We start from the raw sequence: 12,321 nt of genomic DNA, 5'->3' as shown, positions 1-12,321 counted from the left end.
CAAGATTCCTCGCAATCCTTTAAGATTACGTGAGGATTAATGCCGTCAAGTCTGACACCGAAGAAGCGGTGTCGGAAGCCAGGTCAGACCTGGCGAACCTTTGCGCCATCGTTGAATAACGATGGACCGTTCTGATCGATGATCTGCTGTGCCTTGCGCACCGTGCACTCGATCGCATCGTCCGAGGACCCGAACATGTCGGCGCGAATGAAATTGCGTACGAGGACTTCCCCACCTACCGTCTTCTCGATCCGGCCGGCAAGGCGATACTGGCCACCTTCCTTCTGCGGCTCGGCGTAGATCGTGCAGTCGCCGTAGAGCTGCGGCTCGGAAGAGACGCCTGCCGGGGCGTCAGCCGATTTGCCACCGCCTGAAAACATTGAGAAAATGCTGGAGAAGATCGAAGCCATACTTCGCCTTTATCATGGCAGCTCGTGCCGGAAAAGTTAAATGATGAGGTTTGCAAGGATCTCGTTTTCGGTGATGTCCTCGAAGCCAATGGCGGCGTTCTCGAAGTTCGCGATGAGTTGCGCGAAATTCTCCGGCGCCTTGGTCTCAATACCGATCAGCACCGAGCCGAAGTTGCGTGCTGTCTTCTTCAAATATTCGAAGCGAGCGATATCGTCGTCGGGGCCGAGCAGATTCAGAAAGTCGCGCAAAGCGCCCGGTCGCTGCGGCATTCGCAAGATGAAGTACTTCTTCAAGCCGGCGTAGCGCATTGCGCGCTCCTTGACATCGGGAAGGCGCTCGAAATCGAAGTTGCCGCCAGAAACGACGGCTACGACAGTCTTGCCCCTTAGTACTTCCGGATCCATCGCAGCGATCGCGGTCAACGACAGTGCCCCTGCCGGCTCGAGAACAACGCCCTCTACATTCAGCATCTCGCTAATGGTCACGCAGATCGCGTTTTCCGGCATCAGCATGACCTGTTCGGTCGGGAACCTTTCCAGGGCCGCGAAGTTCAGATCGCCGATCCGCGCCACGGCCGCACCGTCGACGAAATTGTCAACCTTGGTGAGCGTCACCACGCGCCCCGCCTCGATGCTTCGCTTCAGGCTCGGTGCTCCGGCCGGCTCCGTAAAGATGAAGCCGGATTTTGGCATGACGCCCTCGAGATAGCCGGTGATGCCAGCCGCGAGGCCACCGCCCCCCACAGGCATCACCACCAAATCAGGTAGCGTTCCCTCAGGCAGCTGTTGCAGAATTTCCGCAGCAACCGTCGCCTGCCCCTCGATGATATCGGCATGGTCGAACGGCGGCACCATCACACCGTCGATCGCCTCGACGTGATCGCGGGCGGCCTGGTAGCACTGATCGAAGAAATCACCGGTCAGCTTAATCGTGATGAATTCCGCGCCAAAGATGCGTGTCTTGTCGATCTTCTGCTGCGGCGTCGTTACCGGCATGAAAACAACACCAGGCACTCCGAAATAGCGGCAGACAAAGGCGAAGCCCTGGGCATGATTGCCGGCCGAAGCACAAACGAAGGTCTTGCCGCCAGCACCCTCGGCGATCGCCTTCCGGAAGAAATTAAACGCTCCGCGAATCTTGTAGGAGCGCACGGGCGAAAGGTCTTCGCGCTTCAGCCAGATGTCCGCGCCATAGCGCGCAGACAGGTGCTCGTTCAGTTGCAGTGGCGTTTCTGGAAAGAGGCTGCGCATGGCCACCTCGGCGCTCTCGACATCCTGTCTGGTCACGGTCGTTCGTCCATTCCTGTTTCGCTTTCGCTATCGCACAAGTGGGAGGAGCGAAAAAGCCCATATCCACCAATATTGTTTACTTCAAAAGTCACCTTTTAATTCAAATCTCGAGAGCCCGGTCACATAACGCAATTGTGCGCTATCAATTTGCTCTCGACGGGGCTAAATCACTCTGATGATCTCAAGCAAATTTGCAAAGCCGGTTGCCTGGTTGCTTCTCGCGGCCATTATTTTCGTCACGCTGTCACCGATCGGACTGCGGCCACATACCGTGACCTCTGTCAATCTCGACCGCGCCCTCGCCTATGTGTTGGTCGGCTTCATGTTCGCGGTCGCCTATCCCAGGCATTGGTTCGCCGTCGCCGTGCTCCTGATCGTTGGCGCATTTGCAATCGAATATCTTCAATATCTGTCGCCAACGCGCCATGCGCGCCTGCACGACGCGCTCGTCAAGATCCTCGGCGCATCTGCGGGAATATTCGCAGCGCGCGTGTACGCAAAATCCGCAGCTGGCGCCTCATAAATACCGACACCTATCCGGCTCTTTCGCACTGGTTCGGCTTGGTTGACTTAGCGCAACTCGGAATGGGATAGTACGATCCAACTTCCGTCAATGGTTTACATCGGATGCCGACGACATTGCGCATCATCTCGCTCTCTACTATCCCTCCACGTTTCTCCAAGCTTGCACCGACGCTTAACAGCCTAATAAAGCAGAACGGCGCGGTGGATGAGATCCGGCTCTACGTTCCCAAACGATATCGGCGGTTTCCCGACTACGATGGATCCGTTCCATCAGTCCCCACCGGAATCACGATAGTTCGCCCTGAAGAAGACATGGGACCTGCGTCCAAGGTGTTGTTTGCCGCACGCGAGTTCCGCGGGAAAAAAGCACAGATTCTATTCTGTGATGACGACAAGATGTTCTCGCCTAGTTGGGCCTCTCAGTTGTTCGCGGCACAGGACGAGCGACCAACAGAGTGCGTAGCCCTCATCGGCAAGGACGTGCCGACCCATATTGCGAAACCCTCCGCCTTTGTGCCGAAAGCAGTGCGGAGACGGAGAATAGATCTTTTGCTCCGCGCCCGCCGACTACGGCATAAGTTCGCTTCCATGGTCTTGCGTTTGGACCAGCCGAAACCGATGCCAAGGCTGGTTGCAAAGGGTGGCTATGTGGATGTGCTTCAAGGGCTCGGTGGTGCTGTGGTGCGTCCGGAGTTTTTCGATGATATCGCATATGACATCCCTGAAGTCATATGGGCAGTTGATGATGTTTGGTTGTCAGGCATGCTTGCGCTGAAAGGTATCCCGATCTGGCTCCCTGCTGGGCTGGAAGAACCACAGACGACCGCCGCACACGATGTCGCCTCACTATACCTCGCCACCATCGAGGGGGCACGCCGTAGCGAAGCCAATCGCCGGTGCATCGAGTACATGCAGCAGCATTTCAATATCTGGCAGTAAATTGCACCACGATTGGGTGTGTAGAGCTTCCCAAAACAGATTCGCTAAGTTATTGGGATCGTTGAACGCGAGCGTGGCGAAACTGGTAGACGCAAGGGACTTAAAATCCCTCGGCCTTAGGCTGTACGGGTTCGATCCCCGTCGCTCGCACCATCATGCCGGCCTCCACCAACTCCGGCGAACCCGCCATTGCCCTTTATCATCGCTTGCGAATGTGCTTCTATGCGCGCGCCAGAAGGACCGCGGTTGGGGCTGCGCATAGTTGTAAGCTTGTCTTGTGGGAGTAAGGCGATGGTTTACGATTGGGATGGCACGAGAACGCGACGTCTCAAATTGCTCCGGGCGGGAACGACATTCATGATCGCGGTTGCGATTGTCGGCATACCGCTTGTTTTCTGCGCAGCGAAACTGCACGAACTCTACGGCTGACGCAATCGGCGACTCTGGTGTAAGCGGGCGCGACCCCGATGGCCGCGCCTATCACTGAAGGGAGCCGGTCAGCCCAGCTTGGCAGCAATCTTGGCGACGTGAGCGCCCTGATACTTGGCCGCTTCCAGCTCGATTGCGGAAGGCTGACGCGATCCGTCACCGTCCGTGATGGTGGACGCGCCATAGGGCGAGCCACCCTTGATTTCATCAACGCCCATCTGGCCCTGGAATGCATAGGGAAGGCCGGCGACGATCATGCCCTGGTGCAGGAAGGTTGGAATGAAGCCGAGAATGGTGGACTCCTGACCGCCGTGTTGCGTTGCCGACGAGGTAAATACGGAGCCCACTTTGCCGACCAGCTTGCCGGAAAACCAGAGGCCGCCCGTCTGATCCCAGAAATTGCGCATCTGCGAGGCGACCGTTCCGAAGCGCGTACCCGCACCGACGATGATTGCGTCGTAATCGGCAAGTTCGTCGACAGTGGCGATCGGAGCAGACTGATCCATCTTGTAGTAGGACGCCTTGGCGACCTCTTCCGGAACCAGCTCCGGGACACGCTTGACGGTGACTTCCGCGCCAGTCGACCTTGCGCCTTCGGCAACGGCGTATGCCATCGTTTCGATGTGGCCGTAAGCCGAGTAGTAGAGCACGAGTACCTTAGCCATTACCTATCTCCATCAATTCTATTTGAATTCGTAACGGCTGGAGTCTTAGCAGCGGAGTGTGTTGAACATAGCCCTGCGCCGCAGAACGCACTGTTCAATAGCCATAGACGAAAAATTGCTTGTAGCATTGCTTGAGTTGGCGGCAGCGACACGGTTTGCAAGACCAGCGAACGGCGCTACCTATGCTAGGATCCAAATATTCGGAAATTTCCAATGACCAATCAGACAATTGTCACCGCCGCCATGCTTGCCATCGGCGACGAACTCCTATCCGGCCGCACCAAGGACAAGAATATCGGGCACCTGGCCGACATGCTGACGCTTTGCGGCATCGATCTCAAGGAGGTCCGCATCGTTGGCGACGAGGAAAACGCGATCGTCGAGGCCCTCAATACGTTGCGTGCAAAATACGACTACATCTTCACTTCGGGGGGCATTGGACCGACCCATGACGACATCACTGCCGATGCCGTGTCCGCGGCATTCGGGTTGCCTTGCGAATATGACGCCGATGCCATGGCTTTGCTTGGCGAAATGTATGCACGCCGTGGGCTTGATTTCACCGATGCCAGAAAGAGAATGGCGCGTATGCCGAAAGGCGCGCGCCATATCCCCAACCCGGTCTCGACAGCGCCCGGCTTTATCATCGGCAACGTTCATGTCATGGCCGGCGTTCCGCAGGTCTTCCAGGCCATGGTCGACGCCGTTATCCCGACCTTGCGCACCGGCACGCGCGTGCTCTCGCTCGGCATCTCCTGCCCTTACGGCGAGGGTGACATCGGCACGCCGCTTGCCGCCATCCAGAAAGCCCACCCGGAGACGAGCATCGGCTCCTACCCCCGCTATGTCGGCCAGGCGTTCTCGACTGAGATCGTCGTCCGCAGCCGCTCGCAGGATGCGGTCGATGCCGCGGGAATCGACGTGCGTGCCATGATCGAGACCATCCGCCAAGCAAAGGAGGTCGCTGAAAACCGTTCGGCAAAGGCGTAGCATAGAGGAGATCCCGGCTCGCCGTTGATATGCATCAAGGAACCGGCGCCCCTGCCGGCGCATTCTCGTTGAAGATAGCCGAATTTCATCCGCGTAGGGAGAATTGTTTATGTCTTACAAAACCATACTCGCCATTCTCGATACCGTCGATAACGCCAAAGCCGTGGCCGATTTTGCTTTTGCCATTGCCGCGCAGACCAATGCCCACGTTATCGGCCTTCATGCGGAAACCGTCGCAGTCGTGCCACTTGTCGCGCCGATGGAGATACCCGACCCCGTCGCCGTGCAGGCGCTTCAGGACATGGCCCATGCGGAAACGGTCGAGGTTGAGCGCATCTTCCGCAGAAAGGCGCAGGCTGAAGGCGTCTCCTATGAATGGCGGAGCTTTGCCTCATCGACCGGCTACGGCACGGCGCCGTTGATCGAAAGCGCCCGAAGCGCTGACTTGCTGATCGCGTCACAGGCCAATCCAGCGAAGCCGTCGGACAGTCACGTCGACATCGACAACTTTCTCTTCGAAAGCGGTCGCCCGGTCATGATGATCCCCTTTGTGCTGCGCCAACCGAAGCCGATCAAGCGTGTTCTTATCGCGTGGAACGGCTCAAGGGAGGCAGCGCGCGCCGCGTTTGATGCCTTGCCGATACTGAAGGCCGCTGACGAAGTCGAGATTTTCTCCGTCGACCCCGTCGACAATGCACTCCAGTCTGCGGCTGTTGCAGGCGCGGACATTGCATCGGCTCTTTCCCGTCACGGCGTCAGGGTCACCCTGGCGACCGCCCAAAGCGTAGACAAATCCGCGTCGACAGTCATCGAAAACCGCCTCTCCGACAGCAGCATCGACCTGCTGGTCATGGGCGCCTACACCCATTCGCGACTCTGGCAGATGATTTTCGGCGGCACCACGAAAACGCTGCTCCAGTCGATGACCGCATTGACGCTGCTGTCACGATAAGAATGACGAGGGGCTTGCGTTTTGTCCCCGGAATCCGTTAATTGCGGCGACCGATGACGAGCTCCGGCTTCGGTCCTCCTATCGCGCAGTCTCGGCTGCGCGATTTGCGTTTGGCCGATCGCGGAATGCCTTGTCCGGCCGCCGGCGAACGGCGTGTCATCATTCATGCCGCGGAGCAAACCATGTCCCTTCCCGATAAAGCCTTTCCCGTTTCCTGGGATCAATTCCACCGCGATGCGCGTGCCCTTGCCTGGCGCCTCGCTGGTTTGAAGCGCGATTTCAAGGCAATCGTCTGTATCACGCGTGGCGGCCTCGTGCCGGCGGCGATCATCTCGCGCGAACTTAACATCCGGCTGATCGAAACGGTCTGCGTCGCGTCCTACCACGACTATGTGAACCAGGGTGAAATGATGCTCCTGAAGGGCATCGCGCCGGAACTGACCGCCGATGAAGGTGAAGCTGTCCTCGTCATTGACGATCTGACCGACACCGGCAAGACGGCCTCGGAAGTTCGCTCGATCCTGCCCAAAGCACATTTTGCCTGCGTCTACGCAAAGCCTCAAGGTGTGCCGACGATCGATACGTTCGTTACGGAAGTCAGCCAGGACACCTGGATCTATTTTCCTTGGGATATGGGGTTCACCTATCAAGAACCCATCTCCAAGGCCGGTCGCGGCTAAAGGTCGGCTGTCGCGGGCCAATGGCCAGTGCAATTTCAGATTGTGCCAATCTTTGTTTAACTAACGCGTTGGATTCCGCTATCGCGCCGCTCCCTCAGGCCTTATCCTTCTAGCCAACAGTCCAGCGCGGCAACGGCGTCGCGCTGTGGACTGGGTTGGAAGTCTGGTCGCCGGGCGCGGCGTTGGAACGAATATGATGCGTTGGGGCTACGTCGGGACGGTTGCGGCTTTCGGACTCAACCTCTGTCTCTCGCCTTTGGCCGCTTCGGCGGAACCGGCCTATGTTTCCGTCGTAAGGGAATATGTCGAGACCGTCGTCAAGCCGATGGTGAATACGCCAATCGTCCGGAAGGCGATTGAAGATCAGAACGCCAAGTTCGACAATATCACCGATGCGAACATCCAGGTGCTCGATAACACGTACCGCTCCGAGGTGCAGAGCGGCGGCTGGGAGATGATCCGGCGCCTGCTCAACAAGCCGGTGTCGCGATACCTCAAGACCAAACAGGATGATTCGCAGGGCATCATCATCGAGTTTTTCGTGACCGATCGTCATGGACTCAACGTCGGCCAGGGCACGATGACCACCGACTATTGGCAAGGCGATGAAGACAAGTTCTTGAAAACATTCGCGAAGCAGTCGGACGAGATATTTATCGACCGGGCTGAGCGCGATGAACAGACACAATTACTGGAAACGCAGGCGAGCTTTGTCATCAAGGATGAAAACGGACAGTCTATAGGTATCGCAACGGTGACGATTGCGATCGACGCATTGTGATCAAAATTGTCTCAACGAATCGGCTGCCGCATTTGGCCGGCAAAAGCTGCAACCAAATCAACACGGTCGCAACTTTTCTTAGATTTTTTAGGCTCTGGGGCGACGAAGGCGCGCAACCCATTGAATTTCTTAGACGACTTTCTTTTCCCCATTCTCCACAGCCCGATCCACAATATGTTGTGGTGAACACTTCATTAAAAACAACCCCTTGACGGAATCGCCTGTTTCCAACTTAATAGAGTCCGATGTTGCGACGGCAGTTGGGCCGGAATTAACGAGGCCGGTTCCCTCCAAAAAATCGAGCGTAGAATCAGGGTGTTGCGTCCATGAAGGGCGACCGCCATGAGGGGTTTCGTGCGCGATTTTTATCTTCCGAAAAAGTGACATCCGGGGCTGGCGATAATAAGCTGTTAACACTATATTTAGTGTTTGCAGCCACGATCACCACAAGATACAGGAACAGTCATCTCCGGATGACACTCCTGTGATGATACGGAAACGAGAACTGGCTGCGCTCCTCACGGCGCTGCCGGAGGTGGAAACTTGCGCCTTGGTCGACGGGGACGAGGCGCGCAGCTAGAGGTTAGAGAAATGCGCATAGAACGCCGTTTCACGAAGGCAGGACAGAGCGCTTACGCGGATATCGAATTCCGCAAGGCGACGAGCGAGATCAAGAACCCGGACGGGTCGATCGTATTCCGCCTCGAGAACATCGACGTTCCGGCGCAGTTCTCGCAGGTCGCGGCCGACATCCTGGCACAGAAGTATTTCCGCAAGGCCGGCGTTCCCGCGAAGCTGAAGAAGGTCGAGGAAAACGACGTTCCTTCCTTCCTGTGGCGTTCGGTTGCCGACGAAACAGCTCTGAAGGATGTTGCGAAGGACCAGCAGTACGGTTCCGAAACCGACGCCCGCCAGGTCTTCGACCGTCTCGCCGGAACCTGGACATACTGGGGCTGGAAGGGCGGCTATTTCTCGTCCGAAGAAGATGCCTCTGCCTTCAAGGACGAGCTTGCCTACATGCTGGCCACCCAGCGCGTTGCGCCGAACTCCCCGCAGTGGTTCAACACGGGCCTGCACTGGGCCTATGGCATCGACGGCCCCGGCCAGGGTCACTTCTATGTCGACCCCTTCACCGGCAAACTGGTGAAGTCGAAGTCTGCCTACGAGCATCCGCAACCGCATGCCTGCTTCATCCAGTCCGTTGAAGATGATCTCGTCAACGAAGGCGGCATCATGGACCTGTGGGTCCGCGAAGCTCGCCTCTTCAAGTACGGCTCCGGCACCGGCTCGAACTTCTCCTACCTCCGCGGCGAAGGCGAAAAGCTCTCCGGTGGCGGCCGTTCCTCCGGTCTGATGAGCTTCCTGAAGATCGGCGACCGTGCAGCGGGCGCCATCAAGTCGGGCGGCACGACGCGCCGTGCGGCGAAGATGGTCGTTGTCGACATCGACCATCCAGATATCGAGGAATATATCAACTGGAAGGTGAAGGAAGAACAGAAGGTTGCCGCTCTCGTCACCGGCTCCAAGGTCGTCGCCAAGCACCTGAAGGCGATCATGAAGGCCTGCGTCAACTGCGAGGCCGACAATGGCGACTGCTTCGACCCGAACAAGAACCCTGCCCTGAAGCGCGAAATCCGCGCCGCCAAGAAGGACCAGGTTCCTGAGAACTACATCGGCCGCGTCATCCAGTTCGCTCGCCAGGGCTACAAGGACATGGAGTTCAAGACCTACGACACGGACTGGGACAGCGAAGCCTACCTCACCGTATCGGGCCAGAACTCCAACAACTCTGTCTCGATCAAGGACGACTTCCTGCGCGCAGTCGAAAACGACGGCGACTGGCAGCTGAAGGCCCGCAAGGACGGCAAGGTCATGAAGACCTTGAAGGCACGCGACCTCTGGGAGTCGATCTCCTACGCCGCCTGGGCATCGGCCGATCCGGGTCTGCACTTCAACACGACGATGAACGACTGGCACACGAGCCCGGCCGCCGGCGCGATCCGCGCATCCAACCCGTGCTCGGAATACATGTTCCTCGACGACACGGCCTGCAACCTTGCCTCGCTGAACCTCATGCAGTTCAAGGATGCTGCCACCAAGCGCATCAACATCGCCGACTACGAGCACGCTGTTCGCCTGTGGAGCGTTGTTCTCGAAATCTCCGTGATGATGGCACAGTTCCCGTCGAAGCGGATTGCCGAGCTCTCCTACGAATACCGCACGATCGGCCTCGGCTACGCCAACATCGGCGGCCTGCTGATGTCCTCGGGCATTCCCTATGACAGCGATGAAGCTCGCGCCATCGCAGGCTCCCTGACCGCAATCATGACCGGCATCTCCTACGCCACCTCGGCCGAGATCGCCTCCGAGCTCGGACCGTTCCCGATGTTCGCGCCGAACCGCGAGAACATGCTGCGCGTCATCCGCAACCACCGCCGCGCCGCTTACGGCGAGACGTCGGGCTATGAAGGCCTGTCGATCAACCCGGTCGCGCTCATCCACTCGGAGAACCCGGACCAGGATCTGGCGGCTCACGCCAAGAGCGCCTGGGACAAGGCTCTCGAGCTCGGCGAAAAGCACGGTTACCGCAACGCCCAAGCAACCGTCATCGCTCCAACAGGCACGATCGGCCTCGTCATGGATTGCGACACAACAGGTATCGAGCCCGACTTCGCGCTGGTGAAGTTCAAGAAGCTAGCCGGCGGCGGCTACTTCAAGATCATCAACCGCGCTGTTCCGGAAGCGTTGCGCACGCTCGGTTACTCCGAAAGCCAGATCGCCGAGATCGAAGCTTATGCTGTTGGCCACGGCAACCTGAACCAGGCACCTGCTATCAACCCCTCGACGCTGAAGGCCAAGGGCTTCACCGACGAGAAGGTCGATGCCGTCAACGCCGCGCTGAAGTCGGCCTTCGACATCAAGTTCGTCTTCAACCAGTGGACGCTCGGCACCGACTTCCTGAAGGGCACACTGAAGGTTTCCGACGAGCAGCTCGCCGACATGAGCTTTAACCTGCTCGACCACCTCGGCTTCTCCAAGAAGGATATCGAGGCTGCGAACATCCACGTTTGCGGTGCGATGACGCTGGAAGGTGCACCGTTCCTGAAGAACGAGCACTTACCCGTCTTCGATTGCGCCAACCCCTGCGGCAAGATCGGCAAGCGTTACCTCTCGGTCGACAGCCACATCCGCATGATGGCGGCTGCTCAGCCGTTCATCTCGGGTGCGATCTCCAAGACGATCAACATGCCGAACGACGCGACGGTCGACGATTGCAAGAGCGCCTACATGCTCTCGTGGAAGCTCGGCCTCAAGGCAAACGCGCTCTATCGCGACGGCTCGAAGCTGTCGCAGCCGCTGAACGCCTCGCTGATCGAAGACGAAAGCGATGAGGACGCACTGGACGATCTGCTGCTGCAGCCGGTCGCCGCCCAGGCCGTCACCATCACCGAGAAGATCATCGAGCGTGTGGTCGAGCGCGTCACCCGCGAACGCGAAAAGCTGCCGAACCGCCGTCAGGGCTATACCCAGAAGGCTGCCGTCGGCGGACACAAAGTCTACCTGCGCACAGGCGAATTCGGCGACGGCCGTCTCGGCGAGATCTTCATCGACATGCACAAGGAAGGTGCCGCGTTCCGTGCGATGATGAACAACTTCGCGATCGCCATCTCGCTCGGCTTGCAGTACGGCGTGCCGCTCGAAGAATATGTGGAGGCTTTCACCTTCACCAAGTTCGAGCCGGCCGGCGTGGTCATCGGCAATGACGCGATCAAGAACGCCACGTCGATCCTCGACTACGTGTTCCGCGAACTCGCTGTCTCCTACCTCGGCCGCCACGACCTCGCGCATGTCGATACGTCTGATTTCTCGAACACGGCGCTCGGAAAGGGCATTCAGGAAGGCAAGACGAACCTCGTCTCGACCGGCTGGACCCGTGGCTACAAGCCGACGCTGGTTTCGAACGGCGAGCGCCAGACAAGCGGCGAGCCGAAGGGCTCGGCAACGGCCGCCCCTGCCCGCGCCTCCTCGACAGGCACCGTGACGTCATTCGCAGGCGCTGCGGCCCGCAAGATCGAGCCGACCGTTGCCATCTCCAGCTCCGAAATCGTCGCCTTCAAGCGCGACTACGAGGAGCGGGCAAAGGAACTGGCCGAAGAGATCGCCGAGGAGGTACTCGGCGAGGTCGCCAGCGAAAGTCAGCAGCAGGCAACCGCCCTCTTCTCCGACAAGGCAGCCGCCGACGCGGCATCGGCCAAGACGGAGGCCAAGAAGGTCGAAGCCGAACGCCGCGCCCGCTCGATCATGCAGGGGTATACCGGCAACATGTGCTCCGAGTGCCAGAACTTCACGATGGTGCGCAACGGCACCTGCGAGAAGTGCGACACGTGCGGCGCGACCAGCGGGTGCAGCTGATTTCTGCTATTTTGACAACGACGGGCGACGACGACCTTCGGAGCCTTTCGCATAAAGAAAAGCAAAAGAGCGGCCGTTTGGCCGCTCTTTTGCGTTATACGCGTAATGGCTGAAATTTCCCGCGAGGCCGGGAAGAGCGTTGGGATCTCCGGCGCGAGGCGTCGGTTATCTTTGGGTGCCGGAGGCGCACCGAGACCTCACCGACTGAAGCCACGGGTTGCACCCAATTCGTGGAGCAGCATCCGCG

General features: G+C 58.6%; 11 protein-coding genes and 1 tRNA gene. 9 read left to right on the top strand and 3 right to left on the bottom strand.

Annotated elements, in window-relative coordinates:
- Positions 1–83: 83 nt before the first annotated feature.
- Positions 84–410 (bottom strand): HlyU family transcriptional regulator, encoded by a 327-nt coding sequence (locus NBG89_RS06080; RefSeq protein ID WP_112656276.1) that lies wholly within the window; start codon positions 408–410, stop codon positions 84–86.
- A gap of 36 nt (positions 411–446) precedes the next feature.
- On the bottom strand, positions 447–1,697 hold the full coding sequence (gene ilvA, locus NBG89_RS06075; RefSeq protein ID WP_431322089.1) for a threonine ammonia-lyase: 1,251 nt from the start codon (positions 1,695–1,697) through the stop codon (positions 447–449).
- A gap of 178 nt (positions 1,698–1,875) precedes the next feature.
- Between ilvA and NBG89_RS06070 the strand changes: the two genes are divergently transcribed.
- The 4 genes from NBG89_RS06070 to NBG89_RS06055 all read left to right on the top strand — a co-directional run bounded on the left by NBG89_RS06070 (position 1,876) and on the right by NBG89_RS06055 (position 3,593).
- Entirely contained in the window at positions 1,876–2,223 is a 348-nt protein-coding gene (locus NBG89_RS06070) for a VanZ family protein (protein ID WP_431322088.1), read from the top strand.
- Between the two features lie 116 nt (positions 2,224–2,339).
- Positions 2,340–3,164, top strand: coding sequence for a glycosyltransferase family A protein (locus NBG89_RS06065; protein WP_431322087.1), 825 nt, complete (start codon positions 2,340–2,342; stop codon positions 3,162–3,164).
- A gap of 67 nt (positions 3,165–3,231) precedes the next feature.
- A tRNA-Leu gene (locus NBG89_RS06060) sits at positions 3,232–3,317 on the top strand.
- A 138-nt stretch (positions 3,318–3,455) separates the two neighbouring features.
- A complete protein-coding gene (locus NBG89_RS06055) occupies positions 3,456–3,593 on the top strand; it encodes a hypothetical protein (protein ID WP_431322086.1) in 138 nt (45 codons plus the stop codon).
- 68 nt (positions 3,594–3,661) lie between these two features.
- On the opposite strand, the gene wrbA is transcribed toward NBG89_RS06055, so the two are convergent.
- The gene (wrbA, locus tag NBG89_RS06050; protein ID WP_088694748.1) at positions 3,662–4,258 is read right to left on the bottom strand and encodes an NAD(P)H:quinone oxidoreductase type IV; all 597 of its coding nucleotides are present in this window, start codon (positions 4,256–4,258) and stop codon (positions 3,662–3,664) included.
- A 213-nt stretch (positions 4,259–4,471) separates the two neighbouring features.
- Between wrbA and NBG89_RS06045 the strand changes: the two genes are divergently transcribed.
- The 5 genes from NBG89_RS06045 to NBG89_RS06025 all read left to right on the top strand — a co-directional run bounded on the left by NBG89_RS06045 (position 4,472) and on the right by NBG89_RS06025 (position 12,074).
- Positions 4,472–5,248 carry a competence/damage-inducible protein A gene (locus NBG89_RS06045; protein WP_431322085.1) on the top strand — a complete coding sequence of 259 codons (777 nt, stop codon included), beginning with the start codon at positions 4,472–4,474 and terminating at the stop codon, positions 5,246–5,248.
- 109 nt (positions 5,249–5,357) lie between these two features.
- Positions 5,358–6,200 carry a universal stress protein gene (locus NBG89_RS06040; protein WP_431322084.1) on the top strand — a complete coding sequence of 281 codons (843 nt, stop codon included), beginning with the start codon at positions 5,358–5,360 and terminating at the stop codon, positions 6,198–6,200.
- 182 nt (positions 6,201–6,382) lie between these two features.
- Positions 6,383–6,880, top strand: coding sequence for a xanthine phosphoribosyltransferase (gene gpt / locus NBG89_RS06035; RefSeq protein WP_088694950.1), 498 nt, complete (start codon positions 6,383–6,385; stop codon positions 6,878–6,880).
- A gap of 193 nt (positions 6,881–7,073) precedes the next feature.
- Positions 7,074–7,661 (top strand): hypothetical protein, encoded by a 588-nt coding sequence (locus NBG89_RS06030; protein ID WP_431322083.1) that lies wholly within the window; start codon positions 7,074–7,076, stop codon positions 7,659–7,661.
- Positions 7,662–8,252: 591 nt separating this feature from the next.
- On the top strand, positions 8,253–12,074 hold the full coding sequence (locus NBG89_RS06025) for a vitamin B12-dependent ribonucleotide reductase (RefSeq protein WP_431322082.1): 3,822 nt from the start codon (positions 8,253–8,255) through the stop codon (positions 12,072–12,074).
- Positions 12,075–12,321: the final 247 nt, after the last annotated feature.

It is taken from the genome of Rhizobium sp. YTU87027 (genome assembly GCF_050644135.1).
GTDB lineage: Bacteria > Pseudomonadota > Alphaproteobacteria > Rhizobiales > Rhizobiaceae > Rhizobium.
This window is presented reverse-complemented; position numbering and strand designations above follow the sequence as displayed.

Coding starts and splice junctions, on each gene's coding strand:
- NBG89_RS06080 (WP_112656276.1), bottom strand. CDS start 410: ATGGCTTCGATCTTCTCCAGCATTTTCTCAATGTTTTCAGGCGGTGGC.
- NBG89_RS06070 (WP_431322088.1), top strand. CDS start 1,876: ATGATCTCAAGCAAATTTGCAAAGCCGGTTGCCTGGTTGCTTCTCGCG.
- NBG89_RS06055 (WP_431322086.1), top strand. CDS start 3,456: ATGGTTTACGATTGGGATGGCACGAGAACGCGACGTCTCAAATTGCTC.
- wrbA (WP_088694748.1), bottom strand. CDS start 4,258: ATGGCTAAGGTACTCGTGCTCTACTACTCGGCTTACGGCCACATCGAA.
- NBG89_RS06045 (WP_431322085.1), top strand. CDS start 4,472: ATGACCAATCAGACAATTGTCACCGCCGCCATGCTTGCCATCGGCGAC.
- NBG89_RS06040 (WP_431322084.1), top strand. CDS start 5,358: ATGTCTTACAAAACCATACTCGCCATTCTCGATACCGTCGATAACGCC.
- gpt (WP_088694950.1), top strand. CDS start 6,383: ATGTCCCTTCCCGATAAAGCCTTTCCCGTTTCCTGGGATCAATTCCAC.
- NBG89_RS06030 (WP_431322083.1), top strand. CDS start 7,074: ATGATGCGTTGGGGCTACGTCGGGACGGTTGCGGCTTTCGGACTCAAC.
- NBG89_RS06025 (WP_431322082.1), top strand. CDS start 8,253: ATGCGCATAGAACGCCGTTTCACGAAGGCAGGACAGAGCGCTTACGCG.